Raw genomic sequence first — 24,482 nt, 5'->3', positions numbered from 1 at the left:
CGCGAAATTGACCCTGCGTTACCCGCTGTTGCGCTGCGTGCGCAGCTTGGCGAAATAGTCCAGCCGCTTTTTCAACTCCCGCTCGAACCCGCGTTCGACCGGTTGATACAACACAGGCCGCTTCATCGTCTCGGGGAAGTAGTTCTGACCCGAGAACCCGTCTTCGGCGTCGTGGTCATAGGCGTAACCGTCGCCATAGCCCTGATCCTTCATCAACGAGGTAGGCGCGTTCAGGATATGCTTCGGCGGCGGCTCACTGCCCGATTGCTTCGCCAGGCGCATCGCGGCCTTGTAGCCCACATAGGCCCCGTTTGATTTCGGGGCCAGCGCCAGATAGACCAGCGCCTGCGCCAGTGCCAACTCTCCCTCGGGGGAGCCGAGCCGTTCATAAGTCTCCCACGATTGCAAACAGATCGCCTGCGCCTGAGGGTCGGCCAGACCGATATCCTCAACCGCCATGCGGGTGATCCGACGGGCCAGATAACGCGGGTCCTCGCCTCCGGTCAGCATCCGCGCAAACCAATAGAGCGCTGCGTCCGGGTCTGAACCGCGCACCGATTTGTGCAAGGCTGAGATCAGGTTGTAATGCTCATCGCCGGATTTGTCGTATTTCGCCGCGCGCCGCATCAGGCGCGTCGACAGCGCATCCGAGTCCAGCGGTGCGTCAACCTTCCACGCGGCGACCTGTTCGATCAGGTTCAACAAGGCCCGCCCATCGCCATCCGCCATCTCATGCAGTGCATCACGTGCGGCAGGCGTGAGGGGCAGCGCTTTGCCCAGTTCTTTCTCGGCCCGCTGGGTCAGACGTTCCAGATCGGCAAGGCTCAGGCGCTCCAACACCAGAACTTGCGATCGGCTCAGGACCGCGGCGTTCAACTCAAACGACGGGTTTTCGGTTGTGGCCCCGACCAGCAGGATGGTTCCGTCTTCCATATGGGGCAGAAACCCGTCCTGCTGCGCTTTGTTGAAGCGGTGGATCTCATCCACGAATAGCAACGTTCCTTGCCCGTTCTGACGCCGGATCTTTGCCGCTTCGAACACCTTTTTCAGGTCCGGCACACCGGTAAAAATCGCGCTGATCTGAACGAAATGCAGATCGGTTTCCTGCGCCAGCAATCGCGCGATGGTCGTTTTCCCAACGCCCGGAGGCCCCCAGAAAATCAAGCTGGACAGGCTGCCCGAGGCAAGCATCACCCCCAACGGTGCGTCTGGGCCCAGAACCTGCTCTTGCCCGATCACCTCAGCCAGCGTTTGCGGACGCAGGCGATCCGCCAAGGGGCGGTGCGGGCTCGCGGCAGGCTCGGCCGCCCCGGTGTCGAACAGATCGCTCATGCGCTACAGCCGGAATCGTAGGGACAGGCTGCGACCGCCACGTTGGATCAGCATGTTGATCCTGCGCCCAGGATCGGTCAGTGCGCGCACCACGTCCTGCGGGCGCGCGATGTCTGAGCCATTGATCGCCTCCAGAACGTCGCCGACGCGCAGACCCGCGCGCGCGCCGTATGGGCCGGGGTTAACAACAACGACGCCGGACTGGGACAGTTTAAGCCCCAGATCAATGATCACCGCCGGGTTGACGCCCGAGACGGTCAGTTCAGGCAGTACGGTGCTTTCATCCAAGGTCGTCTTTTCGGCGTCCGGTGTATCCGGCGCACGGATCAGCGCCACTTCTACGTCGTCGCTTTCCTCACCGCGCAAGCGGGTCAGAACGGATGTGCCTCCGACCCCCGCCACGGACATGCGGAATTTCATCTCGGCCGGAGAGTTCACCTCATCCCCGTCCACATGGGTAACCACATCGCCAACCCGCAATCCGGCTTCGGCCAGAGGGCTGAGGTCGTGTAAGTCCGAGATCACCACGCCCATAGGGATCACCAAACCCAGAGACTCGGCGATGTCGGCGCTCATGTGCTGGCCGCTCATGCCCGCCCAGGGGCTGACAAACGTGTCATTGCCGGCTTGCGCCTGCCGCAGGAACTCAGCCACCAGATTGGCGGGGATGGCGAAACCGATCCCGTTCGAACCACCAGACCGCGTCAGGATCGAGGTGTTGATCCCGATCAGGTCACCATTCACGTCAATCAAGGCGCCACCCGAATTTCCTGGGTTGATCGCCGCATCAGTCTGAAGAAAATAGCCGCGCGCGTTCCCGGTCGCCGTGCCAGTGCGCGCCAATCCCGATATAATGCCCGAGGACACCGTCTGCCCGATCCCGAACGGGTTACCGATCGCCAAGGCCAACTCGCCCACCTTAACGTGATCCGAATCGCGCATGTTCAGGAAGGGTAGGTCCTGGGCCTCTTCCAGCCGCAGGATCGCGATATCGCTTTCTTCGTGACCCAAAACCACCTCGGCCGTAAATTCGCGCCTGTCAGTCGTTACCACACGGATTTCAGTGGCCGAGCCGACCACGTGGTAATTCGACACCACATAGCCATCCTCGGACAGGATCACGCCCGACCCGAGCGAGTTCTGGACCCGCTGCTGTGGCTCTCCAAATCCACGCCCAAAGAAATCCTGAAAAAACGGGTCTGAGAATAACGGCCGCGACCGCCCCTGCCGCACGATCTTGGCATAGATGTTCACAACCGCAGGCGCGGCCTCTTTCACCACGGGGGCAAAGCCAAGCGAGATTTCGGCTTGCGATTGAGGGACGCGCGTCTCGGCATGGGCAACCGAGGCAATTGCAACCGAAACAGCGATGAAAATCCAGCGACGCATGAAGAACCTCAATCCAGTAAAGCCCTCTGGATATGCGCCGAGCGGATCGTCAATGCAAGAAGGCCAGTCGTCAGCCTTTTGCACCTTCGTCAAAAAACGGCGTCATCTGCGCGACAATGACCGCGTTCTCGTCCAGTGCCCGCTGCATCAAGGCGCGTTCATCAGGGTCGATGTCATGCCCCTGCGCCTCGCGCTCGGCCAATGTGCCATAGCCGGTCACGTCCAGAGGGGCGGTGTCGGCCTGTTTCAGGATCGCAACCGTTTCACGCACGGCCTCGGCCTCATCCACGCCACTGGCAAAGCACATCAGGGCCGCTCCGGTCGCGCCGTCTGGCAGGCCGTCGCACTCCTTGCGGCCGATCTGCACGAGCAGGGTATAGACTTGCTGACGAGAGGGTTTCTTTTGCTTTTCCATGCAGGGGGCCATAGACCTGCACCCTTGCACGGTCAAGCATTTGCATGGAGCTGACAACTCTGCATAGTGGTATTTTCACAAGCCACTAGGGATGTTTGATGACCTTTCCAGATTTCATTGCCGACTTTCCCAGCCTGGACGTTCCCTTCCCCGAGGACGTCGTGCAAACAGCCGTGATCCGCTCTGATGCCGGGCTAGTCGCGTTTTTCACTTTCCTAAAGGATTTTGAATTGCCGATGCACGCCCACAAGGCCCAATGGGGCACTGTCATCGAAGGCGAAGTAGAGCTGACGATAGGGGCTGAGACCCGAATCTATCGCCCTGGCGACAGCTACTCCATCCCGGACGGGGTCGAGCATGGCGGTAAGATCAAGGCAGGCTCACGCGTGATCGACGTGTTTGAAGAGCCGGACCGCTATCCGGTCAAAGCCTAACAAAAAAGGCCGCAGCACTGGGCTGCGGCCAATTGTTTCGATGAACCGCGCTTAGTCGCGCAGCAATTCGTTGATCCCGGTTTTCGAGCGGGTCTTTTCATCCACGCGCTTCACGATCACCGCGCAATAGAGACTGATGTTGTTCTTCGATGGCATCGAGCCTGCAACAACCACGGAATAGGGCGGAACCTCGCCATAGGTGACCTCGCCGGTCTCACGGTCGACGATCTTGGTCGATTTGCCGATGAACACGCCCATGCCCAGAACTGAGCCTTCACGCACGATACAGCCTTCGACCACCTCAGAGCGCGCGCCGATGAAGCAATTGTCTTCGATAATGGTGGGGCCAGCCTGCATCGGCTCCAGCACGCCGCCGATCCCGACCCCGCCCGACAGGTGCACGTTCTTGCCGATCTGCGCGCAGGAGCCGACGGTTGCCCATGTATCCACCATGGTGCCTTCGTCGACATAGGCGCCGAGGTTCACGAAGGACGGCATCAGCACTGCGCCCGGCGCGATATAAGCCGACTTACGGACAACGCAGTTGGGCACGGCACGGAAACCGCCGGCCTTCCAGTGGTCTTCGCTCCAACCGGCAAACTTGCTGTCCACCTTGTCCCACCAGCCACCAGCCTGAGGGCCACCGGTCTGAATTTCCATGTCCTTGATACGGAAGCCCAGCAGAACCGCTTTCTTGGCCCACTGGTTTACATGCCAGTCACCGCTGTCCAGCTTTTCGGCAACGCGCAATGCGCCGCTGTCCAGCGCGTTCAGCGTGTCTTCGATGGCGTCGCGCTTTTCGCCAGTGGTTGCGGGCGTGATCGTATCGCGCGCTTCCCAGGCGGATTCGATGGCGGCTTCGAGTTGCGCATTGGACATTGGGCGTCTCCCTACAGAATCTGTTCGTGTCGGTGTGGCCTATACGAAAGCCACGCCCACGGCGCAATGCGACGAACAGGGGCTCTTTTGCGGCGGAATCGTCCGTGCCTCAGCTGGCGCGGCGGATATGCCGGATCAGGATGGTCGTTGCCGAGGCAAGATCCTTGTGTTTCAGAGCCTGGACAATCGCCAGATGATCCTTGTCGACGCGTTGTTTCCACTTAGGTCTCCAATGGGCAAACAAATGACGCGCGCTGGCGATATGAAGGTCATCAATCGTGTGCAGCAGGCGCGGCATGCCGCAGGGCGTCAGGAGTGCCCGGTGAAAGGCCCGGTTGCGCGTTTCCCATTCGGGCATGGTCTGCGCCTCATCACAGGCGATCCGCGCCTCATCCATGCGCTTCACATCGCCGGGTGTCATGTTCTGCACGGAATGCTGCAAGGCCAAAGGCTCGAGCACCACGCGCATTTCGACCACTTCGCGAACCTCGGCCGGGTCGAGAACAGCCACACGCATACCGCGCCGCGGTTCACTTTTGGCAAGGCCATGCCCCTCTAGCCGCAGTAGTGCCTCGCGCACGGGGACATGGCTGGTCTCAAAGGCTTTGGCGATGTGATCTTGGCGCAGCTTCTCACCGGCATTCAGATCACCGGTGATGATCTGCTGCCTGAGATTTTCGTAGATTGTATCGGCAATCGTGGCGCTCATAAATTATAGATAAAATCCTCAACCTATTTTCACAAGGCGATAATTCAGCCTGCAAAAGGGTCCGGAGCAATGTTCCCACCGCAGATCAGAACGGCGACGCGCTCGCCCGGCTCTGGCGTGTAGACCCCCGACATAAGCGCCGCCAACGCGGCCGCCCCTGCGGGTTCGACAAGGATGCGATGCGCTTGCCACAAAACGCGCTGCGCCTCAGATATGGCCTGATCGGATACCAGCACCGACTCCATCCCCTGCGCCAGTTCAAAACAGATCGACCCAATCCGCCGCGCGCCCAGCGCGTTGGCCGCAACGCCGGAAACCGACACGTCCACCGGCTCACCGGCTTGCAGGGCGGCGTTCAAAGCGCATGAGGTCTCAGGCTCAACCGCCACAACCTTACGCGCGCCTTGAAACCAGGCCAGAGCACCCGCGATCAGCCCGCCGCCGCCAACTGCGATCAGGACGGTATCGGCCTCCAGCCCCTGCGCCTCCCATTCGGCGAAGCATGTGCCCTGCCCGGCGACCGTAGCAGGTGCATCATAGGCGTGGATCTGCATTGCGCCGGTTTTGTCCTCATGCGCCTGCGCCATCGCCAGCGCGTTGGCATATTCTCCGGGCACGACGCTGAGATCCGCGCCAATCTGCTCGATCAGGGCAATCTTGGACGGGCCCGCAATCTCTGGCACAAAAATCTTCGCCGGATGCCCCAGCGCGCGCGCCGCATAGGCCGCCGCCGCCCCGTGATTGCCGCCCGAGGCCGCCACAACACCTGCTTGCGGCACCTCCATGCTCAGCAACGTGTTGAACGCCCCGCGCGCCTTGAAGCTGCCGGTGTGCTGCATATGCTCAAGCTTCAGCTCGATCGGATAGCCGAGAATATGGCTCTCCATGACCGGGGTTATCTGCGCGTGACCTGCAATGCGTTCTGCTGCCGCCTGAATTTCCGTCTTCCAATCCATTCTTGTCTTTCCGTGACTGGCACTCTGCCCGCGAACCCTATAGCTGTTTGTCAAACACGCAAGCAGGGATCGTTCACCAATGAGAGAAGACCGCCACAGCCCTTTCCGCGACGCGCAGACCGACCGCTCGACCGCGAGCGAAGTGCCGGACACGCCCCAAACGCGGTCTCCGGCCTATCGTCTGGCCTTCGCCGATGAGGAATTCCTGTGTCGTGATGAGCTGCGCCCGGTGCGTTTGCAGCTTGAACTGCTGAAACCCGAGATGATCATGAGCGAGCGTGAGATCACCTCGACCATCGTTATGTTTGGCGGCGCACGCATTCCGGAACCGTCACAGAAACACACCGCCCGCACCGAAACGCTGGCCGGTCTGTCCCAATATTATGACGAGGCGCGCGAATTCGCGCGGCTGATGACCGAGAAGTCGAACGAGACGGGCTGCCGCGAAAATGTCATCGTCACGGGTGGCGGCCCCGGCGTGATGGAGGCCGGAAACCGCGGCGCGCAGGATGCCGGTGGTTGCTCTATCGGTCTGAACATTGTTCTGCCGCATGAACAAGCGCCGAACCTTTATGTGACGCCGGACCTCAGCTTCAACTTCCACTATTTCGCCATCCGCAAGATGCACTTCCTGATGCGCGCTCGTGCCATCACCATCTTCCCCGGCGGCTTTGGCACGATGGATGAACTGTTCGAGTCCCTCACCCTGATCCAAACGGGACGGATGGAGCGTGTGCCCTTCCTGCTGTTTGGTCGCGAATTCTGGGAAAAGGTCATCAATTGGTCAGCGCTGGCCGATGCGGGCACGATCTCGGACGAAGACCTCGACCTGTTCCGCTTTGTCGACACCGCGCAAGAAGCGGTTGAGATCATCGAAAACTGGGAACCCGCCCCGCCTCGCGACGCCATTCCGGGACGCTGAGCCATGGCCAACAAACCCGGAGAAATGCTTCACCTGCGTGGCAACGCGTTGGAAAAGGGCGAACCCGTCGCCCTGCCGCTGACCCAAAGCAGCATGTACCACCTGCCCGGTTTACCGGACGGGCATGCCACCTATGGCCGCGTCGACAACCCGACATGGGTGCATTTGGAACATGTGCTTTCACATCTCGAAGACGCGCCCTGCCTCAGTTTCCCGTCGGGTATGGCTGCCATCTCGGCCGCTTTGTTTGCAACCGTTCAGGCCGGGTCGCGCCTGTTGATCCCATCGGATGGCTATTACGTGACGCGCCAGCTGGCGGATAGGTTCCTGTCGCGGCTGCGCGTTGTGGTCGAAGAACGGCCGACCACAAGCTTTGCCGACGGAGGGTTTGAGGGCTTCGACGTGGTCTTCGTCGAAAGCCCTTCGAACCCCGGCCTCGACATGATTGACCTTGCGGATGTAGCCAAACAGGTTCGCTCTGCCGGAGGCATCACCATTGCCGACAATACGACCCTGACACCTCTGGGCCAGCGCCCGCTGGATTTGGGCATCGACGTGGTCGTGTCCTCGGACACCAAGGCCATCGGCGGGCACTCGGACATGCTGATGGGCCACGTCGCCAGCCGCGACGCGCAGATCATGGAGCGGGTCGAGGAATGGCGCCGCGTCTCAGGCTCAATTCCCGGACCACACGAAGCATGGCTTCTGCATCGCGGGCTCGAGACTCTGGACGTGCGTTTTGATCGCATGTGCGCCTCGGCCCAGGTGCTGGCTGAGCGCCTGGCAGCGCATCCGGCCGTCAAGCACATCCGCTATCCCGGCTTGCCGAACGATCCGTCCCACGCGCTGGCGCAAGCTCAGACCACGCGGTTCGGGTTCTTGCTCTCCCTGACGCTGGAAAGCGAGGACAAGGCCGAGGCCTTCATCAACACCTGCCCTCTGCTGCGGCCCGCCACGTCTTTCGGCGGCGTTCACAGCTCGGCCGAGCGCCGCGCGCGGTGGGGTGACTCTGTCGACCCCGCCTTTATCCGCCTTTCGGTCGGGTGTGAGCCGGTTGATGAGCTTTGGCAGGCAATCGAGGCCAGCCTGAACGCGCTGTGACTATTTCTTGGCTTCGCGCAGTTCCTTGAACACGTAGATCGGCAGCACCACGCTGGCGACCAACGCCCCCAGCCAGACCAACAGCGTTGCGGCCAGCAGGTTGGAAACACCCCCAACCGTCAGCCCCGATGCAATCAGGTCGGTGACCAGAAGACCCACAAAGGTCACGATCAACGCGATCCCGCCCTTTAACGCCGGCGCCTTCTTTTCCCCAAGCTTCAGTATCAGCGGCTCGGCAATCACCTGAACGACAGTGAACACAAGCACCACAACGATGAATGAGATCGGCTTGATGGCAAAGCCGGTCAAAATGAGCGACGCCAGCAACAGGCCGATGGCATTCCCGGCCAGCAGGGCCAGAGCGGATTTGATTCTGCGCGACATTCAGGCTCTCCGTGTATGAACAAGTACAGACATGCAGATATTATCAAACCTGTAGGATTTTTCGAGCCAATTCAATTGTCTCTTCCTATTGGCTGGTTGAAATCGCATGATAAAACACATTCATAAAGATCAGACCGACCCACATCCGCGAGAGGTGAGATGAGCGACGATCCCTATTCCGTCCTCGGCGTCGCCAAAGACGCCAGTGCCGCCGAGATCAAGAAAGCCTATCGGCGCATCGCCAAGGAATGCCACCCGGACCTCAAACCCGGTGATGCCGAGGCCGAGGCCAAGTTTAAAGCCGCCGCCGCTGCTTACGATCTGCTGAAAGACCCCGAAACCCGTGCCCGCTATGACAATGGCGAGATTGACGCTTCGGGTCAGGAGCGCCCTCAACAGCAATATTATCGCGACTATGCCGAGGCCGCCGGAAACCCCTATCGCGGACGGCAGGCGGACCCGGATGACATGTCGGACATCTTCGCCGAATTCATGCGCGGCCGCGGTGGGTTTGGCGGCCAGCGCACGCAGGAATTCCATGCGCCGGGTCACAATCTGAATTACTCGCTGCAGATCAGCTTTCTGGATGCCGTGTTTGGGGCCAGCCAAAAGCTTACCCTGCCCGATGGCAACCGGATCGAGGTTAAAATCCCGGCGGGTATCACCACGGGCCAGACCATCCGGCTGCGGGGCAAGGGTGCTCCGGGCTATGGTGAGGGGCCTCCGGGGGACGCGCTGGTCACGATTTCGGTCGCGGACCATCCGCTGTTCGACCGGCAGGGGGATGACATCCACATCACATTGCCGATCACCATTGATGAGGCTGTTCTGGGCGGCAAAGTCCCGGCCCCTACGATCGACGGCGGCGTCAACGTCACCGTCCCGGCCGGCACCAGCAGCGGCAAAACCCTGCGCCTGCGGGGCAAGGGAGTCAAAAAACGTGGCTCGTCCGAACGGGGGGATCAACTGATCGAACTCACCGTCGCCCTGCCCGACCAGATCGACGACGACCTCAAGCAATTCATGGAAACATGGCGCGATGCCCACCGCTATGATCCTCGGAAAGGAATGCCGTCATGACCCTGACCGAAGAGGAACTGATCGAAACCATCACTCGCCTGACCTCGGACCGCCTAACCGAATACCTGGCCGCCGAGATCGTGATCCCCGAGCAATCGGATGATGGCGTGGTCTATCACAGCATCGACGTCGCCCGGCTGGAACTGGCCTGCGAGTTGCACGAGCAATACGATATGGAGGCCGATGCTTTGTCGATGATGATCTCTCTGATCGACCAGATGCACGGGCTTCGCGCCGAACTACGTGAGGTTCTGAACGCGGTCGAGGCGCAGCCCGAGCCGGTCCGGCAAAACCTGATCGAGGTTATCGGAACCGCCCGCTTTCGTCGCGGATAGGTCTACTCACCTTTGATCTGGTAGTCCTCAGGCACGTAGAAGGTGTAATCCCTGTCGGCCACCTGCACGTGGCAGTCATGGCAATAGGCCACGGCCCCGGCCCGATCGCCCAGAGTGTCGCCAAACAAAGACCCATCGGGCAGCACCATGATGTAGCGCCAGTCTGCCGTCTCGGGATTGGCGCCTTGTGCCAGTTTCTCCATTACAAACATGGCGCCGGGGTAGACCTTGCCCTCATCGGTCACCGTCATGCTGTCCTTGGCCAGAACCGAGCCCATGGGCAAAAGCTCACCCGGTTGCAGGGTCCCGTAGTTCAGCGCCATGCGGTTAGCGTAGCTGTTCACGAACCGCTGCCCATGTGTTGCCGAGATATAGGGCGCATCATTGAATAGCGGCCAGCTTTGGTAATTCAAAATGAGATCCAGCTGAGAAGTCGCATAGCCACGCGCCATGCGTTTCGACAGCGCGCGATAATGTGCGTTGGCTTCGTCCTTACTCAACTCGGCCGGATTTTCGATGGCCAGATGGGCATCGGGGTCTTCCGCAAAAGCGCCCGCCTCAGATAGCGGTACAAATAGGACTGCAAATGCAATGGTTTTCAATTTACTTCGAGGTCGTTCAATCATTTGGGGCTCACCTGAAATATCAGTTTGCCTACATGCCGCGCATAGCGAAGAAAAAAGCTCGCGGCGAAGACCCCCGGCGTTTCAAGGGAAAGCCGAGCGTCCGAAACAGGACCGGACGCCCTAACATATAGCAAATATTGAAGACAAAATCAGCACCGGAAACATTAAGTTTATCGCTACAACCCTTGGCAGAAGTGGCTTAGTTACCGCTCAACCCGGCCTCAGCTTCGATCTGTTTCCGCGATTTGCGCGCACGCTCGGTTGCCGATTTCAACTGACCACAGGCCGCCATGATATCCTCGCCGCGCGTCTTGCGGATGGGTGAGGCATAGCCGGCCTGGTAGATGATATTCGCAAAGGCCCGGATACGATTGTTCGAGCTGCGCTTGTACGGCGCACCGGGCCATTCGTTGAACGGAATCAGGTTGATCTTGGCCGGGATCTTATGACGCTTGATGTGGTCGATCAGACGATGGGCGTCCTCGTCGCTGTCGTTCACGCCATCCAACATTACATATTCGAACGTGATCCGTTCAGAATTCGAAGCATTGGGATAGCTGGCCAGCGCTTGCAACAACTCCTCGATGTTCCAGCGCTTGTTGATCGGCACCAGAACGTCGCGGGTCTCATCGGTGGCCGCGTGGAAGGAAATCGCCAGCAAACAGCCAATTTCTTCGGCCGTGCGCGCAATTTCCGGCACCACGCCCGACGTGGACAACGTGATCCGGCGGCGCGACAGGGAAATCCCTTCGGGGTCCATGGCGATCTTCATCGCGTCGCGGACGTTTTCGAAATTGTAGAGCGGCTCACCCATGCCCATCAGAACGATGTTCGACAGCAGGCGCGTCTCATCCTTCGGCGCACCGGGGGTCGGCCATTCCTCAAGATCATCGCGGGCCATCATCACCTGGCCCACAATCTCGGCCGCGGTCAGATTGCGCACCAGTTTCTGCGTGCCGGTATGGCAGAACGAGCAGGTTAGCGTACAACCTACCTGAGACGAGATACACAGCGTGCCGCGATCCTCTTCGGGGATGTAAACGACTTCGACCTCATGCCCGCCCGCAATACGACACAGGTATTTGCGTGTGCCGTCCTCGGACACCTGACGGGTGACCACTTCGGGAACTTCGATCACAAAGCTCTCGGCCAGTTGCGCGCGATAGGCTTTGGCCAGGTTAGTCATCAGTGCGAAATCACGCACGCCCCATTGGTAGATCCACTGCCAGATCTGACCAGTCCGCATCTTGGCCTGCTTTTCCGGCGTGCCATGTTCGATCAGAGTCGCGCGGAACTGATCGCGAGTCAGACCGACAAGGTTCACCTTCCCCTCAGGCAGTTTGCGGGGGATGGTCATGACGTCTTGAGTGATCGGCGCTTTGGGCGACATTTGGGTACCTACTGGGCGTATCTCAGGTGGATTCCGGATTGGGATGCGCCTCTATATAGGATCGCGCGCAAAGATCAAAAGGAATCGTATTGACCCTTACGCGCTTTTGTCGCCGGATCAGACTCCTGCAGGCGGGATAAAGCAGTCCTCGGCATCCAGCGTTTTCACCGGATCTTCAGGCCCGCATTCCTCACCTGTAATCGGGTAGGTTTCAGGCTCTTTTTCACAAGCCGCCAGAACCAGTGAAGAAGCCAACATCAGAGTGATCAGAGTTTTGTCGAACATATTCAGACATCCTTTGTTATTACTGAACAAATTAGTTCAGATGCCAAAAGGACGCGCTTTGATACGGATCAAGCTTTCTGAATATTTGGTAGAATTATGCGAGAAGCCGCAAAATAGACGGGTCGCGTGTGATCGCGACCCGACAGATCAGTTGGTGCAGCGTGTCTCGGCGTCTTCGATCGCGGCGGTGAAGCCCAGCAGAGAGAACGTGTCCTTGGTCTGCGTTCCGCGTTCTGACCGAGCTGTCAGTACCGCTTCTGTCCCGCGCTTCATGGCGGTGACGATCTTGGCATCGTCCTGAGCAGTCGCCGGCCAGGCCCACTCGCCCTCGGTAAACAGTTCGAATTCAGACCCATCTACAACCAGGTTCACCGTGGAACCGGCCGCGAAAGGGTAGCCACCGGTAAAGGTCACTTGCCCTTTGACCTCGGCATTAGGGCGATAAAAGACGAACAACAAGATGTCGCTGCGGCGCACGGAAACGACACGTCCGCCCCGCGTATTCACGGTTTCCTTGGGGGCCGAAACGCTCCAGCATTCGGTAGGATCATCTTCGACAAAAACGCTCCAATCCGTTTTTGCCGCGACGCGGTTCGTACTTGTCCCCTGCTGTGCGATTGCAGTTGTGGCCATACCCGCCACACACAGACCCGCAAGCACGCGGGTAAGCATTGATCCCATTTGTCCAGCCTCCTAGCTCGACCTTCTACCTCATACCCATCGGAAAGCCATGCGAACCCTGCCAGTTCGTCTTGGAAACGTTGCGCATTCCGATGATTGTCGACATACACACACTAACGCAGGTTTCGCCACAGGCGAAAGGGCGATTGGCAGAATTTTGCGCATAAATCCGGAGGTCCAGATGACGCAGCCCATCCCGATGACAGAACTGTGGCGCGGCGATCTGTTGGAAAGCCTGCATCTGGGCCATGCGGCGGTCTGCGATGACACCGGGCAGATCGTGCAAAGCTGGGGCGATCCGAACTCAGTGATCTACCCGCGATCCTCAGCCAAAATGATTCAGGCTCTGCCTTTGGTTACGTCGGGCGCTGCGGCAAAATACGGGCTGAACTCAGAGCATCTTGCGCTGGCCTGCGCCTCGCATAACGGGGCCGCCATTCACACGGATCGCGTTTCGGCCTGGCTGGATCATCTGGGTCTCACCGAGCATGATCTGCGCTGCGGCCCGCAAGAGCCCGCCGACATCGCCGCGCGCGACCGGCTTATTCTGGCCGACGATACGCCGTGCCAGATCCACAACAATTGTTCGGGTAAACACTGCGGGTTTCTGACCCTGTCTCAGCATATGGGGGCCGGACCGGAATACCTTGAGATCGACCACCCTGTTCAACAGGCCTGCTTGTCTGCCATTGAGGAAACAACCGGCGAGACTAGCCCCGGCTACGGCATCGACGGATGCTCGGCCCCGAATTTCGCGACTTCGCTGGTCGGGCTTGCGCGCTCCATGGCGTGGTTTGCCTCGGCCTCTGATCGGTCAGACCGGTCGAGCGATGCGGCGCAGCAACTGACCGCCGCGATGATCAAGCGCCCAGAGCTTGTCGCGGGCGAAACCCGCGCCTGCACAGAGTTGATGCGCGCAATGAATGGGCGCGCTGCGATCAAGACCGGGGCCGAAGCCGTCTTTGTCGCGATCCTGCCGGATAAACGCATGGGCGTTGCTCTGAAGATCACCGATGGCACCACCCGCGCCAGTGAATGCGCCATCGCGGCCATTCTGGTCAGCCTTGGGGTGTTGGAGGCTGATCACCCGGCCACGCGCAAATTCATGAATGCCACGCAATACAGCCGCCTAGGACTAGAATGCGGCGTGATCCGACCCGCGCCGGGCTTTCCGAACTAAGGCAGCTACATCTCGATTTCGTGGATTTCCGCCACTTCGACCGAGCCAGATCCGTTGATGACCATCGGGCAGCCTTTGGCCATCTCGGTCGCGGCATCAATGCTGTCGGCTTTGACCACCGTAAAGCCAGAGGCAGGGTTAGCCCCGCCATTGTCGACAACGCCGCCGTTGCTGACGGTATAGGATTGGCCCACCGGGTTTCCCGGGATATCCAAAGCCTCGCCCATGTTTTGAAACCACGCGCCCCATGCGGCCATGGTTGCTTCGATTTCTGCGGGGTCAGTTGGGGTGTGGCCCCCGTGATAAACAAATAGATATTGGGGCATTTTGTTCCTCCCTGAATGAAGTCTATTGGCACTGCGCTTCGAGTTTGCGCAGCGAGGATGTCCAGCCTGTGTTGTGGTTCTCAGCTGCCTCGGCGTCGGCGAACTCGCGGTGATCAATAACAAGTCGGGCGCCGGTTTCGGTTGCCGCTATCGAAAAAGTCACGTGGCTTTCCGACCCGCGTTGATCCTGATCGTCATGCCAACCCCACGTGAAGCCAACCGAGTGCGGTGGATCAACATGCGTGACATGCCCCGAAACCTTGAATTGCTGCCCATCGCTGTTCTCCATCACCGAAAACCATGGGCCGGTTCTGGAAAAATCCAGATTGTGATCCGGCACATGCATGCCTTCCGGCCCCCACCACTGCAGCAGTTTTGAGCCATCTGTCACCCAAACAAAAAGGTCTTCTGGGCTGACGGGAAAATCCCGCTCCAATTTCAGGTCGGCCATGAATTTTCCCTTTCCAAAATGTCACCCAAACGATCCAGACTGCTTTCCCAGAACTGCCGTTTCGAGATCGTCCACTCGGCAATCGCACGAAGTCCTTCGGAGTGGACGGAATACAACCTCTGGGTGCCCAGCACGCGTTGTTGCACCAATCCTGCCTCGCGCAGCACCTTCAGGTGGCGCGAGATTGCGGCACCTGACATGCCTTTGCCTTCGACCAGGTCTCCGGCGGGCAGTTCACCGCCGTCCATCAGCTGTTCAACAATGGCGAACCGAGTGCGGTCAGATAGTGCGGAAAAGGCGGCAATAAGATCGGTCATGATTCTTATTTAACACAAATGTTAAATTAAGGAAAGCCTACCTTTTGTCAGCGCCAATCAGGATAATTGGCCGATCCTCTTCTTTTCGTGTATATGTGAAAAGGTTCATAGACCTGCTCCAAAGACACAGGTTACAGTGTTATGTGTGAGTTTAATAAGTTGTTTTATTTTAGGAGGCTTGAGATGCGCTTCGCGTCCACTTCATTGTTTTTCGCCTGTACCCTTGTTGTTGCAGGCTGTGCATCCCCTTGGTCACAGACTGAGACTGTCACCCCGACTGCAACCGCCCCTCAACCAACCCCTGCGGCGGCGGTAGCGACAACTCCCGCGCCTGCCGCCACAACGACGGCGGCAGTAGCCCCTGCAGCAGCCCCCGCGGTGACCCCGACGGCCGTTTCATCGACAGCGCCTCAAAATGCGTATGACCGCGACGGCGGAGATGGTGGCGGCGGCGGCGGTGGCGGCGGTGGTGGAGACGGTGGCGGCGGCGGTGGCGGCTGGGGCGGTTAAGCCGGAGACGACACCACATGCTTAAGCTTGGGTCTAAAACTGGTCGGCGCCATTTACTAGCAGCTGCGTCTATCCTGACGATTTGCGCAAGCGGCCTCAGCGCGCAGTCCTCGGCGGCAACCAGCGCGAACAGCAGGGTTGCGATCGTCATCGGCAATCAGGACTACACGAGCGTTGGCGACCTGACCAATGCCAGAAAAGACGCCGAAGACATTGCGGACATGCTGCGAGACTTCGATTTCCAAGTCTTCGACGGCTATGACCTGACTAAACGCGAGTTTGAAGAGCTGATCCGCACAGCGGTTCTGAACATCCCAGATTCCGCAGATGTTCTGTTCTACTATGCGGGTCACGGCATTCAGATCGGGCGGCGAAACTATTTGCTGCCCGTGGATGCCAAGTTTGAAAGCGTCTATGATGTGCCGCTGGCAACGATGACGCTGGATCGTGTGATTGACACCCTATCCGCCCGCAGCGCGGCCCATGTGGCCATTCTGGACTCGTGCAGGGACAATCCGTTTCAAGACCTCAGATTGGCGGCCGATCTGGACGCCAACCTTTTTGAGACTCGCGAAGGGTTCGACGTCTTCAAAACGCCGCTGAATTCTCTGGTGGCCTATTCAACCTCGCCCGGTGCGGTGGCCAGTGATGGCGAAATCGGCCACAACAGCCCCTATACGGCGGCCGTTCTGGAAACCGCCCAATCCTCTCCGTTTGAGAATATCCAACAGCTCTTTCCGGTCATACGCGAACGGGTTCACACCAAAACATCGGGGCAGCAGATCCCCTGGGAAAGCTCGACACTGGTGCGCCCGTTCTATCTGGCGCAGCAAAAGGTCGAGGTTGAACCAGAGGCGCTGCAGGATGGCGCCCCCCAATCCCTATCGCTCAGCTATCAGTTCGACAAATCTGTCCCATTGTCCCAAAGCCTGAACCAAGCGCTGGGAAGGGACATTGTAGATGTGCGGGTTACAGAAACCCCTGACCGGGGTGCTGTCAGCGCAAGCGAAACATCTCTGACCTATACGCCCGAGATCACGGACACACGTGCCGTTGACCTGCCCAAAACCGATTTCGCCGATACCTTCGCAGTCGAAGTCGTAACCGCTGATCAGACGCGACAGACGGTTGAGGTCTCTCTGGAATTGGGGATGAATGCCTGCGATCTCGAAGCGGGGGATGCGCTGGACCTCAACGGCGTTGGCGTGTTTCGCCTGCCGAATGAGCTGGATATCACCAAAGGTCTGGCCGCCTGTTCGCAAGCGGTCGAGGACTATCCGGAAAACGCGCGGTTCCAGTATCAACTGGGCCGTTTGCAACAAGCCGCAGGCAATGTGCCAGGCGCCTTTGAGAGTTTCACGACCGCTGTCGACGGCGGGCATATTCGCGCCAAATACGCTCTGGCAACTTTGTTGGATACACAGCGCATCGACCGCGCGGTCACCAAGACCCCTTATGACCCGGATAAAGCGCGCGCGCTGTTAGAAGAAGCCATCGCCCAGCAAGACCCCTATGCCATGCACCGGCTGGGCCAACAACTGCTGCGCAAAGGTGAAACGACCGAAGAGAAAAACCGCGGCTTCGAGCTGTTGGAACGGTCGGTCGAGCTTGGACATACCTATTCGATGAATGAACTGGGCATGTATTTCCTGCGTGAAAACTCGGAACGCTATATCCCCGAGCGTGGGTTGCGATATCTCCGCGCTTCCGAACTACGGCAGGACATCTATGGGTACGACAATCTGGCCTATGTCTCGCTGAATGGGCTGGGCGGCAATCCGGTCGATTTCGACAAAGCCGAAGCCTACTTTCTGGCGGCAGCCCAAGGCGGGCACCCCACCGCTCCGGCCAGTATCGCCCGCATGATCATGCGGGACCAGCTACAGGGCCGGCCCCGTACCGAGGCTTTGGCCTGGTACGATACATCGCTGGAACGCGGTGACGCCTGGGGTGGTGCGAACGGAGCCTATATCATTCTGGACGGTCAGGTACCGGGCAAAGGTCCCGCTGACGCCGCGCTCAGGGCGGCCAAAGCAGCCCTACTGCCGAATGAGGAACCTGCCGCGCGGGCTCAATCGCAACTCGACAGCCTCTCGCGCGGGGATCTGGATCGGGCTTTACAGCTGGCGCTGAATGAACTGGGGGAAAATGTCACCGTCGATGGCCAAGTCGGCCCGGCGACTTTGACTGCGCTGGAAAACATCAGCGCCAAGTTCGGTGTTCCGGTTCCCTATGCCGCCGCCAGCGATCCAAAGGCCCGGTTGTTGCTGGCCGCGCGGGTGTACTGGGCGCAGAATCCAGTACGCTTTGACTTGTTCTAAGCGACTTTAGCCGCTGAAATCAGCCTTGCTGTAGCCCTGAATGTAAAGCAGGGCCGTCAGGTCTCCGTGATTGATCCGCACGTCGCACTCAGCCGCAACCGAGGGCTTCGCGTGCAGTGCAACGCCGGTTCCGGCCCGCCCCAACATGCCCAGATCGTTAGCTCCGTCGCCAACCGCGATCACGTCGCCCTCGGACAAGCCAAGCGTTGCGGTGATCCGCTCCAGCGACTCCACCTTGGCCTGCCGCCCTAGGATCGGGCGCTGCACATCGCCCGTCAGCTGCCCATTCTCGGTCAACAGAGTGTTCGCCCGGTTCTCATCAAACCCCAACTGCTCTGCCACGCGGGCCGTAAACGCGGTGAACCCGCCCGAGACCAAGGCCGCATAGCCGCCTGCCTCTCGCATGGTTGCCACCAGTTCGCGCCCGCCGGGCATGAGGGTGATCCGCGTGTTCAGAACATGGTCTATGACCGCCTCGTCCAGCCCTTTCAACAGGCCGACCCGTTCGATCAGCGCGCCTTCGAAATCCAGCTCACCATTCATCGCGCGGGCGGTGATGTCTTTGACGCGCTCACCCACGCCCGCCTCATCCGCCAACTCATCAATGCACTCCTGTTGGATCATGGTGCTGTCCATATCCGCCAGCAGCATTTTTTTGCGCCGCCCCTCGGATGGCTGAACGACCAGATCAACGCCCATCTCTTGCAGATCGGCCCAGACGTCCCAGCGATTGTCTGGCATCTCGGACAGCGTGAACTCGGCCGCCTCACCAGGGTTGAGCCAAGTGACCTCACCCCCGCCCCACGCATTTCCCAGCGCGTCCACCATCGGGACCTCAAGCGAGGGTGTGGTGGGATTTGTCAGCAAGGTGGCAACGTACATGGCAGGTCTCCGGCAATCTGCACAGCGCATATCGCAGGTGCAGCATTTTCGCCAGAGTTGTTTGGAAATATCTGGCAAACGGGGCTTTACGGTCCCGGTTTTCCCCGCCAGATTCAGGCCGCGACGCACGGAAAGGAACACCGAATGGCCAACCCGCTTTATGATCGTCTGTTTGGCATTCACGCTGGGAAAACCACGCCGTTCCTGTATCTGCCCGACGGTCATGTTCTGACCCATACCGCCTTTCTCGACATGGCCGCGCGGCTGGCCAACGCGCTGACGGGGCTAGAGCTTGAGCCCGGAGACCGCGTCGCCGTTCAGGTCGAAAAATCGCCTGAGGCGCTTGCCCTCTACGCCGCATGTGCGCAGACCGGGCTTATCTTCTTGCCGCTCAACACCGCCTATACGACCACTGAGCTGCGGTATTTCATCGAAAACAGCGGCGCAAAGCTAGTCGTCTGCGATACTGCGAACGAGGCTGGCCTGACCCCGATAGCCCAAGCGCAGAACGCCCATCTTGCAACTCTGAACGCAGATGGCAGCGGCAGCCTGATGCGCCGGGCGCTGGGGATGCTGCCTGCGTTCGAACCTGTCAGCCGGTCCGAGGATGATCTGGCCGCATTCCTTTATACTTCGGGCACTACGGGGCGGTCGAAAGGCGCGATGCTGACGCAGGACAACCTGCTGTCCAATGCCGAAACGCTGATGCAGGAATGGCGCTTCACCAAGGACGATGTGCTGCTGCATGCGCTGCCGATCTTTCACACGCATGGGCTGTTCGTGGCGACCAATGTTGTGCTGGCTTCGGGTGGGTCGATGATCTTTCTGCCCAAGTTCGGTCTGGACAACATCCTGCGCCTGATGCCGGAGGCCACCTCGATGATGGGCGTGCCAACCTTCTACACTCGCCTGCTGGGCGATGACCGGTTTACCAGCGTTCTGACGCACCATATGCGGCTGTTCATTTCGGGCTCGGCGCCTCTGCTGGCGGAAACTCATGAGCTGTTCGAGGCCCGCACCGGGCATCGTATCCTCGAACGCTATGGAATGACCGAGACCAACATGAACACCTCGAACCCCTATAACGGCGAACGCCGCGCCGGGACGGTCGGGTTCCCGCTGCCGGATGTCGAGTTGAAGGTCACGGACCCCGAAACCGGCGCGCTGCTGCCACACGGCGAGATCGGCATGATCGAGGTGCGCGGTCCGAACGTATTCAAGGGCTATTGGCAGATGCCCGAGAAAACCGCCGCTGAGCTGCGCGAGGACGGGTTCTTTATCACTGGCGATCTGGGTCGGGTGGACGAGGATGGCTATCTCCATATCGTCGGCCGTGGCAAAGACCTGATCATCTCGGGCGGCTACAACATCTACCCCAAGGAAATCGAGCTTGTGCTGGATGACCAACCCGGTGTTCTGGAAAGCGCGGTCATCGGCGTGCCGCATCCGGATTTTGGCGAAACCGTGCTGGGCATTTTGGTGCCTCAGCCCGGACAAGCCCTTGATCTGGATGCCATTCTGGCGCGCGTTCAGGATCAGCTGGCCCGGTTCAAACATCCGCGCAAACTGATCGTGCTGGATGAGCTACCGCGCAACACCATGGGCAAGGTGCAAAAGAACGCCCTGCGCGAGGCTTATAAAGACAGCTTTACGCAAGGCTGACCCGGCCCTTTTCAGTCACCTCCCAACAGGTGCGGCCTTCGAAGACAACGGCACTGGCCGGGCGACCATACCCCGCGCCGGTATCCAGACTCACGCGATTGCCGCAATGTGCCACCCGGTCGACCGGAGAATGGCCGTGAACGATCAGCTTGGGATGCGGCTCGGTATGTTTCAAAAACTCCTGCCGGATCCAGACCAGATCGTTTTCATCCTGCTGATCCAACGCGATACCGGGGCGGATGCCCGCATGAACGAAAGCCAGATCGGGTGTCTGGTGCATCAAGACCAGCCCCCGCAGGAACGCACGATGATCCTCAGGCACGGCCTGCAACGCCATGGCGTGCAGATCCTCAAGCCGGGTTTGCCCCTCGAACACGATACCATAGCTGGCAAGTGTTTCGACCCCGCCCAGACGCTCATGCAGCCAGTGGTATCCGACTAAAAGATGCGGATCATGGCGGGGGAAGTCCTCAAGAAACCATGCAAACATCCGGTCGTGATTCCCCAGCAAAGTGATCCAGTCCCGTCCTTCGGCGCGCCCCGCGATCAAGCGGTCCAAGACGCCCCGGCTGTCCGGCCCCCGGTCGGTATAGTCGCCCAGAAACACCACCTGAGCCTCAGGCCCGCCATCGCGGTCGATCAATGAGAGGAGTCGGTCGAACTCGGCGCTCTGCCCGTGCAGGTCGCCAATGGCGTAGATCGGTTTGGTCATGAAAAGGTCTCGGCTGCTGTTTCGGCAGTTTAGTGGCGAAAGCGTTGATAGCGCAATCAGGAACACCCGCGCCGGTCCTTGGCGCGGGTGTCAAATTGTTTGAAATGACAAAGGGTGCAAATCAGGCGACGTCGAATTCCAGCGGTTTGATCTGCGTGAACAGACCCGTTTCCGCCAGCTTGGCGCGCGCCTCGGCCGGGACAGGTTCGTCCACGTAAAGCAGCGCGATGGCCTCGCCACCCGCCTCTGACCGGCCCAGGGTGAAGTTCGCGATATTGACGTCGTTCTCGCCCATGGTCTGACCCAGCGCACCGATGATGCCCGGCACATCCTCGTTGGTGGTGTAGAGCATATGCGCCCCGATCTCGGCGTCGATATTGATGCCTTTGATCTGGATGAAGCGCGGCTTGCCATCGCTGAACACTGTCCCACCGATCGAGCGTTCGCGCTTGGTGGTCACCACAGTGACCTTGATATAGCCCTCAAACGCACCGGACTTGTCCTGATTGGTGGTCGAGATCTTGATACCACGCTCTTTGGCGACAACTGGGGCAGAGACCATGTTCACCTCGGGATTGAACTTCTTCATAATCCCTGCAACGACAGCGCAGTTGAGCGCGGCCAGGTTCATCTCTGCAGCTACACCATCATAAAGAATGTTGATTGCCTGCACCGGCTCATCGGTCATCTGGCCGATAAAGCTGCCCAGATGGCCCGCCAGTTTGATCCACGGCCCCATGACCTTGGCCTCTTCGGCGGTGACACTGGGCATGTTCAGCGCGTTTTCCACCGCACCGGTCAGCAGATAGTTCGAGATCTGCTCCGCCACCTGCAGCGCCACATTCTCCTGCGCCTCGGTCGTTGCCGCGCCAAGGTGAGGCGTGCAGACCACGTTGGGCAGGTTGAACAGCGCGTTTTCCTTGGCCGGTTCCTCACTGAACACATCGAACGCCGCGCCGGCGACATGGCCCGACTGTAGCGCTTCGGCCAACGCGTCTTCGTCGACCAAACCGCCACGGGCACAGTTGATGATCCGCACGCCCTTCTTGGTCTTCGCAAGGTTTTCTCGGCTCAGGATATTGCGGGTCTGATCGGTCAGCGGAACATGCAGAGTGATAAAGTCAGCGCGGGCCAGCAGCTCGTCCAGCTCGACCTTTTCAACACCCATCTGCGCGGCTTTCTCCTCACCCAGATAGGGGTCATAGGCCACAACCTTCATCTTCAGGCCAAGCGCGCGTTCGCAAACGATACCGCCGATATTGCCCGCCCCGATCACGCCAAGGGTCTTGTTGGTCAGCTCGATGCCCATGAACTTGGACTTTTCCCACTTACCCGCATGGGTCGAGGTGCTGGCCTCGGGGATCTGCCGCGCCACTGCGAACATCATCGCAATTGCGTGCTCAGCGGTGGTGATCATGTTGCCGAAGGGCGTGTTCATCACGATCACACCCTTCTTCGACGCCGCATCTTTGTCGATATTGTCGGTCCCGATCCCGGCACGACCGATCACTTTCAGTTTGTCGGCCTTCTCCAGAATGGTCGGTGTGACCTTGGTGGCCGAACGAATGGCAAGGCCATCATACTGACCGATTACCTCGGCCAGTTTGTCTTTGTCCTTACCCAGATCGGGCATGAAATCCACGTCGATGCCGCGATCGCGGAAAATCTGCACGGCGGTTTCGCTGAGCTTGTCAGATACGAGTACTTTGGGGGCCATTTTCTCTGGTCCTTGAATTGTATGGAAGGTCCGGGCCTTGGACGGCCCGGTGAAAAGTCAGGCAGCCTCGGACTGCGCTGCGATCTCGGCCTCGAAGGCCCATGCCAGCCATGGCAGCATAGCTTCGATATCCGAAGTCTCAACCGTACCACCGCACCAGATGCGCAGGCCTGCAGGCGCGTCACGATAGGCACCGATGTCCAAGGCGATATTCTCTGTTTCAAGCCGTTTGGCTACGGCTTTCGCGAATGCTGCACCGTCCTGAATGCGCCCATCCGTGAATTTCAGGCAGACCGAGGTGTTCGATTGCGTCGCCGCATCCTCGGCCAGATTGGCGATCCAGTCATTCTGCTCACAGAACGCGTGCACCGCACTGGCATTGGCATCGGCACGAGCGATCAGCCCCTGCAACCCACCAACCGAGCGAGCCCAATCCAGCGCGAACAAATAATCCTCGACCGCCAGCATCGAAGGAGTGTTGATCGTGGCCCCATTAAAGATACCGTCGATCAGCTTGCCACTCTTGGTCAGGCGGAAAATCTTCGGCAGCGGCCATGCGGGAGTATAGCTTTCCAGCCGCTCAACGGCACGGGGCGAAAGGATCAGCATCCCGTGGGCCGCTTCTCCGCCCAGCACTTTCTGCCAACTAAACGTGGTCACATCCAGCTTGTCCCACGGCAAGTCCATCGCAAAGGCCGCCGAGGTTGCGTCGCAGATCGTCAGACCCTGACGGTCATCCGCGATCCAGTCCCCATTCGGAACCCGCACACCCGAGGTCGTTCCGTTCCATGTGAACACCACGTCATTGGCGAAATCGACCGAGGCCAGATCCACGATCTGTCCGTAGTCTGCCGTCTTCACCTCGGCATCGATCTTCAGCTGCTTGACCACGTCAGTCACCCAGCCCGTGCCGAAGCTCTCCCAAGCCAGCATTTCAACCTTGCGCTCTCCCAGCAGCGACCAAAGCGCCATCTCAACCGCGCCAGTGTCCGAGGCGGGAACGATACCGATCTTGTAGTCCGCCGGAATGCCCAGAATCTCGCGCGTGCCTTCAATGGCCGCTTTCAGCTTGTCCTTGCCGACAGCAGCACGGTGCGAACGACCCAGCGCGGCATCGGCCAGTTTGGACAGCTCAAATGTAGGGGGTTTGGCACAAGGGCCCGAGGAAAAACGCGGATTCGCCGGCCGCGTCGCCGGTTGTTCAATGCTCATCTGTATTACCCTTCCAGATACACGCCCCTCGTTGGGGAGGGGTGTCCCACGGACAGAGCTATGAGGCCTTCGCAGACGCAGCAAGCGAAAAAGACGCTTTCACCGCGAAAAACGACACGAAAAGTGAGTGCAAACGAGAACAGAGGTTTCCGATAAGCGAAAACCCCGCCTTTCGGCGGGGTTTGTTGTTTCACTCTGCGGCTTCTTCGTATGCTTCCATTGGTGGGCATGTGCAGACAAGGTTTCGGTCACCGTATGCGTTGTCGACGCGGTT

The 24,482-nt window shown here is 59.5% G+C and carries 27 protein-coding genes; 9 read left to right on the top strand and 18 right to left on the bottom strand.

The window, feature by feature from the left end:
• Positions 1-18: 18 nt before the first annotated feature.
• The 3 genes from ACR0C3_RS06095 to ACR0C3_RS06085 all read right to left on the bottom strand — a co-directional run bounded on the left by ACR0C3_RS06095 (position 19) and on the right by ACR0C3_RS06085 (position 3,136).
• The gene (locus tag ACR0C3_RS06095; protein WP_480757699.1) at positions 19-1,332 is read right to left on the bottom strand and encodes a replication-associated recombination protein A; all 1,314 of its coding nucleotides are present in this window, start codon (positions 1,330-1,332) and stop codon (positions 19-21) included.
• A gap of 3 nt (positions 1,333-1,335) precedes the next feature.
• Complete coding sequence (locus ACR0C3_RS06090) at positions 1,336-2,721, bottom strand: trypsin-like peptidase domain-containing protein (protein ID WP_480757698.1); 1,386 nt, start codon at positions 2,719-2,721, stop codon at positions 1,336-1,338.
• A gap of 70 nt (positions 2,722-2,791) precedes the next feature.
• Positions 2,792-3,136, bottom strand: a complete 345-nt coding sequence (locus ACR0C3_RS06085) for a hypothetical protein (protein ID WP_480757696.1) — start codon at positions 3,134-3,136, stop codon at positions 2,792-2,794.
• Positions 3,137-3,234: 98 nt separating this feature from the next.
• Between ACR0C3_RS06085 and ACR0C3_RS06080 the strand changes: the two genes are divergently transcribed.
• Entirely contained in the window at positions 3,235-3,570 is a 336-nt protein-coding gene (locus ACR0C3_RS06080; RefSeq protein WP_170375979.1) for a cupin domain-containing protein, read from the top strand.
• A gap of 51 nt (positions 3,571-3,621) precedes the next feature.
• Here the strand turns inward: ACR0C3_RS06080 and dapD are convergent, their stop codons facing one another.
• The 3 genes from dapD to ACR0C3_RS06065 form a co-directional block, all read right to left on the bottom strand.
• Positions 3,622-4,449: a 2,3,4,5-tetrahydropyridine-2,6-dicarboxylate N-succinyltransferase gene (dapD, locus tag ACR0C3_RS06075; RefSeq protein WP_480757694.1), complete on the bottom strand. Its 828-nt coding sequence runs from the start codon at positions 4,447-4,449 to the stop codon at positions 3,622-3,624.
• Between the two features lie 109 nt (positions 4,450-4,558).
• Positions 4,559-5,158 carry a GntR family transcriptional regulator gene (locus tag ACR0C3_RS06070; protein ID WP_480757693.1) on the bottom strand — a complete coding sequence of 200 codons (600 nt, stop codon included), beginning with the start codon at positions 5,156-5,158 and terminating at the stop codon, positions 4,559-4,561.
• A 44-nt stretch (positions 5,159-5,202) separates the two neighbouring features.
• Positions 5,203-6,114 (bottom strand): threonine/serine dehydratase, encoded by a 912-nt coding sequence (locus tag ACR0C3_RS06065; RefSeq protein ID WP_480757692.1) that lies wholly within the window; start codon positions 6,112-6,114, stop codon positions 5,203-5,205.
• Between the two features lie 79 nt (positions 6,115-6,193).
• On the opposite strand from ACR0C3_RS06065, the gene ACR0C3_RS06060 reads away from it, so the two are divergent.
• Both ACR0C3_RS06060 and ACR0C3_RS06055 read left to right on the top strand, forming a co-directional pair.
• The gene (locus ACR0C3_RS06060) at positions 6,194-7,036 is read left to right on the top strand and encodes an LOG family protein (protein WP_170459791.1); all 843 of its coding nucleotides are present in this window, start codon (positions 6,194-6,196) and stop codon (positions 7,034-7,036) included.
• A 3-nt stretch (positions 7,037-7,039) separates the two neighbouring features.
• Positions 7,040-8,137 (top strand): cystathionine gamma-lyase, encoded by a 1,098-nt coding sequence (locus ACR0C3_RS06055; RefSeq protein WP_480757690.1) that lies wholly within the window; start codon positions 7,040-7,042, stop codon positions 8,135-8,137.
• Here ACR0C3_RS06055 and ACR0C3_RS06050 read toward each other — a convergent pair whose 3' ends face one another.
• Positions 8,138-8,521, bottom strand: coding sequence for a hypothetical protein (locus ACR0C3_RS06050; RefSeq protein ID WP_480757689.1), 384 nt, complete (start codon positions 8,519-8,521; stop codon positions 8,138-8,140).
• Between the two features lie 159 nt (positions 8,522-8,680).
• Here ACR0C3_RS06050 and ACR0C3_RS06045 point away from each other — a divergent pair, with 159 nt between their 5' ends.
• Together ACR0C3_RS06045 and ACR0C3_RS06040 are read left to right on the top strand one after the other, a co-directional pair.
• Positions 8,681-9,601 carry a J domain-containing protein gene (locus tag ACR0C3_RS06045; protein ID WP_170556271.1) on the top strand — a complete coding sequence of 307 codons (921 nt, stop codon included), beginning with the start codon at positions 8,681-8,683 and terminating at the stop codon, positions 9,599-9,601.
• Complete coding sequence (locus ACR0C3_RS06040) at positions 9,598-9,936, top strand: hypothetical protein (protein WP_480757688.1); 339 nt, start codon at positions 9,598-9,600, stop codon at positions 9,934-9,936. The genes ACR0C3_RS06045 and ACR0C3_RS06040 overlap by 4 nt, the downstream gene beginning before the upstream one ends.
• Positions 9,937-9,938: 2 nt before the next feature.
• Here ACR0C3_RS06040 and ACR0C3_RS06035 read toward each other — a convergent pair whose 3' ends face one another.
• The 4 genes from ACR0C3_RS06035 to ACR0C3_RS06020 all read right to left on the bottom strand — a co-directional run bounded on the left by ACR0C3_RS06035 (position 9,939) and on the right by ACR0C3_RS06020 (position 12,918).
• On the bottom strand, positions 9,939-10,562 hold the full coding sequence (locus ACR0C3_RS06035; RefSeq protein ID WP_480757686.1) for a cytochrome P460 family protein: 624 nt from the start codon (positions 10,560-10,562) through the stop codon (positions 9,939-9,941).
• A gap of 199 nt (positions 10,563-10,761) precedes the next feature.
• Positions 10,762-11,952: a dual-specificity RNA methyltransferase RlmN gene (gene rlmN / locus ACR0C3_RS06030; RefSeq protein WP_480757685.1), complete on the bottom strand. Its 1,191-nt coding sequence runs from the start codon at positions 11,950-11,952 to the stop codon at positions 10,762-10,764.
• A 117-nt stretch (positions 11,953-12,069) separates the two neighbouring features.
• Complete coding sequence (locus tag ACR0C3_RS06025) at positions 12,070-12,237, bottom strand: hypothetical protein (protein WP_170376001.1); 168 nt, start codon at positions 12,235-12,237, stop codon at positions 12,070-12,072.
• 147 nt (positions 12,238-12,384) lie between these two features.
• Complete coding sequence (locus ACR0C3_RS06020; protein ID WP_170376002.1) at positions 12,385-12,918, bottom strand: invasion associated locus B family protein; 534 nt, start codon at positions 12,916-12,918, stop codon at positions 12,385-12,387.
• Between the two features lie 181 nt (positions 12,919-13,099).
• On the opposite strand from ACR0C3_RS06020, the gene ACR0C3_RS06015 reads away from it, so the two are divergent.
• Positions 13,100-14,098: an asparaginase gene (locus ACR0C3_RS06015; RefSeq protein ID WP_480757684.1), complete on the top strand. Its 999-nt coding sequence runs from the start codon at positions 13,100-13,102 to the stop codon at positions 14,096-14,098.
• A gap of 5 nt (positions 14,099-14,103) precedes the next feature.
• Here ACR0C3_RS06015 and ACR0C3_RS06010 read toward each other — a convergent pair whose 3' ends face one another.
• Genes ACR0C3_RS06010 through ACR0C3_RS06000 form a run of 3 tightly spaced genes read right to left on the bottom strand, consistent with a single transcriptional unit; the run spans position 14,104 to position 15,192 of the window.
• On the bottom strand, positions 14,104-14,424 hold the full coding sequence (locus ACR0C3_RS06010; RefSeq protein ID WP_425083757.1) for a YciI family protein: 321 nt from the start codon (positions 14,422-14,424) through the stop codon (positions 14,104-14,106).
• A 22-nt stretch (positions 14,425-14,446) separates the two neighbouring features.
• Positions 14,447-14,875, bottom strand: coding sequence for an SRPBCC family protein (locus ACR0C3_RS06005; RefSeq protein ID WP_170376009.1), 429 nt, complete (start codon positions 14,873-14,875; stop codon positions 14,447-14,449).
• A complete protein-coding gene (locus tag ACR0C3_RS06000; protein WP_170469519.1) occupies positions 14,863-15,192 on the bottom strand; it encodes a metalloregulator ArsR/SmtB family transcription factor in 330 nt (109 codons plus the stop codon). The genes ACR0C3_RS06005 and ACR0C3_RS06000 overlap by 13 nt, the downstream gene beginning before the upstream one ends.
• A gap of 183 nt (positions 15,193-15,375) precedes the next feature.
• Here ACR0C3_RS06000 and ACR0C3_RS05995 point away from each other — a divergent pair, with 183 nt between their 5' ends.
• Positions 15,376-15,702, top strand: coding sequence for a hypothetical protein (locus tag ACR0C3_RS05995; RefSeq protein ID WP_480757681.1), 327 nt, complete (start codon positions 15,376-15,378; stop codon positions 15,700-15,702).
• A 17-nt stretch (positions 15,703-15,719) separates the two neighbouring features.
• Positions 15,720-18,023 carry a caspase family protein gene (locus ACR0C3_RS05990; RefSeq protein ID WP_480757680.1) on the top strand — a complete coding sequence of 768 codons (2,304 nt, stop codon included), beginning with the start codon at positions 15,720-15,722 and terminating at the stop codon, positions 18,021-18,023.
• A 6-nt stretch (positions 18,024-18,029) separates the two neighbouring features.
• Here the strand turns inward: ACR0C3_RS05990 and serB are convergent, their stop codons facing one another.
• Positions 18,030-18,905 (bottom strand): phosphoserine phosphatase SerB, encoded by an 876-nt coding sequence (serB, locus tag ACR0C3_RS05985; RefSeq protein WP_480757679.1) that lies wholly within the window; start codon positions 18,903-18,905, stop codon positions 18,030-18,032.
• Between the two features lie 144 nt (positions 18,906-19,049).
• Here serB and ACR0C3_RS05980 point away from each other — a divergent pair, with 144 nt between their 5' ends.
• Positions 19,050-20,567: a malonate--CoA ligase gene (locus tag ACR0C3_RS05980; RefSeq protein ID WP_480757678.1), complete on the top strand. Its 1,518-nt coding sequence runs from the start codon at positions 19,050-19,052 to the stop codon at positions 20,565-20,567.
• Here the strand turns inward: ACR0C3_RS05980 and ACR0C3_RS05975 are convergent.
• The 3 genes from ACR0C3_RS05975 to ACR0C3_RS05965 form a co-directional block, all read right to left on the bottom strand.
• Positions 20,554-21,279, bottom strand: coding sequence for a metallophosphoesterase family protein (locus tag ACR0C3_RS05975; RefSeq protein WP_480757677.1), 726 nt, complete (start codon positions 21,277-21,279; stop codon positions 20,554-20,556). The two genes, ACR0C3_RS05980 and ACR0C3_RS05975, sit on opposite strands and share 14 nt — an antisense overlap.
• Before the next feature lie 121 nt (positions 21,280-21,400).
• Positions 21,401-22,996, bottom strand: coding sequence for a phosphoglycerate dehydrogenase (gene serA, locus ACR0C3_RS05970; RefSeq protein WP_170482243.1), 1,596 nt, complete (start codon positions 22,994-22,996; stop codon positions 21,401-21,403).
• 57 nt (positions 22,997-23,053) lie between these two features.
• The gene (locus ACR0C3_RS05965; RefSeq protein WP_480757676.1) at positions 23,054-24,208 is read right to left on the bottom strand and encodes a phosphoserine transaminase; all 1,155 of its coding nucleotides are present in this window, start codon (positions 24,206-24,208) and stop codon (positions 23,054-23,056) included.
• Between the last annotated feature and the right edge of the window lie 274 nt (positions 24,209-24,482).

The sequence above is a fragment of the Ruegeria sp. CK3 genome, assembly GCF_056536565.1.
The sequence above is the reverse complement of the archived record's forward strand: the minus strand, read 5'-3'. Positions and strand labels throughout refer to the sequence as shown.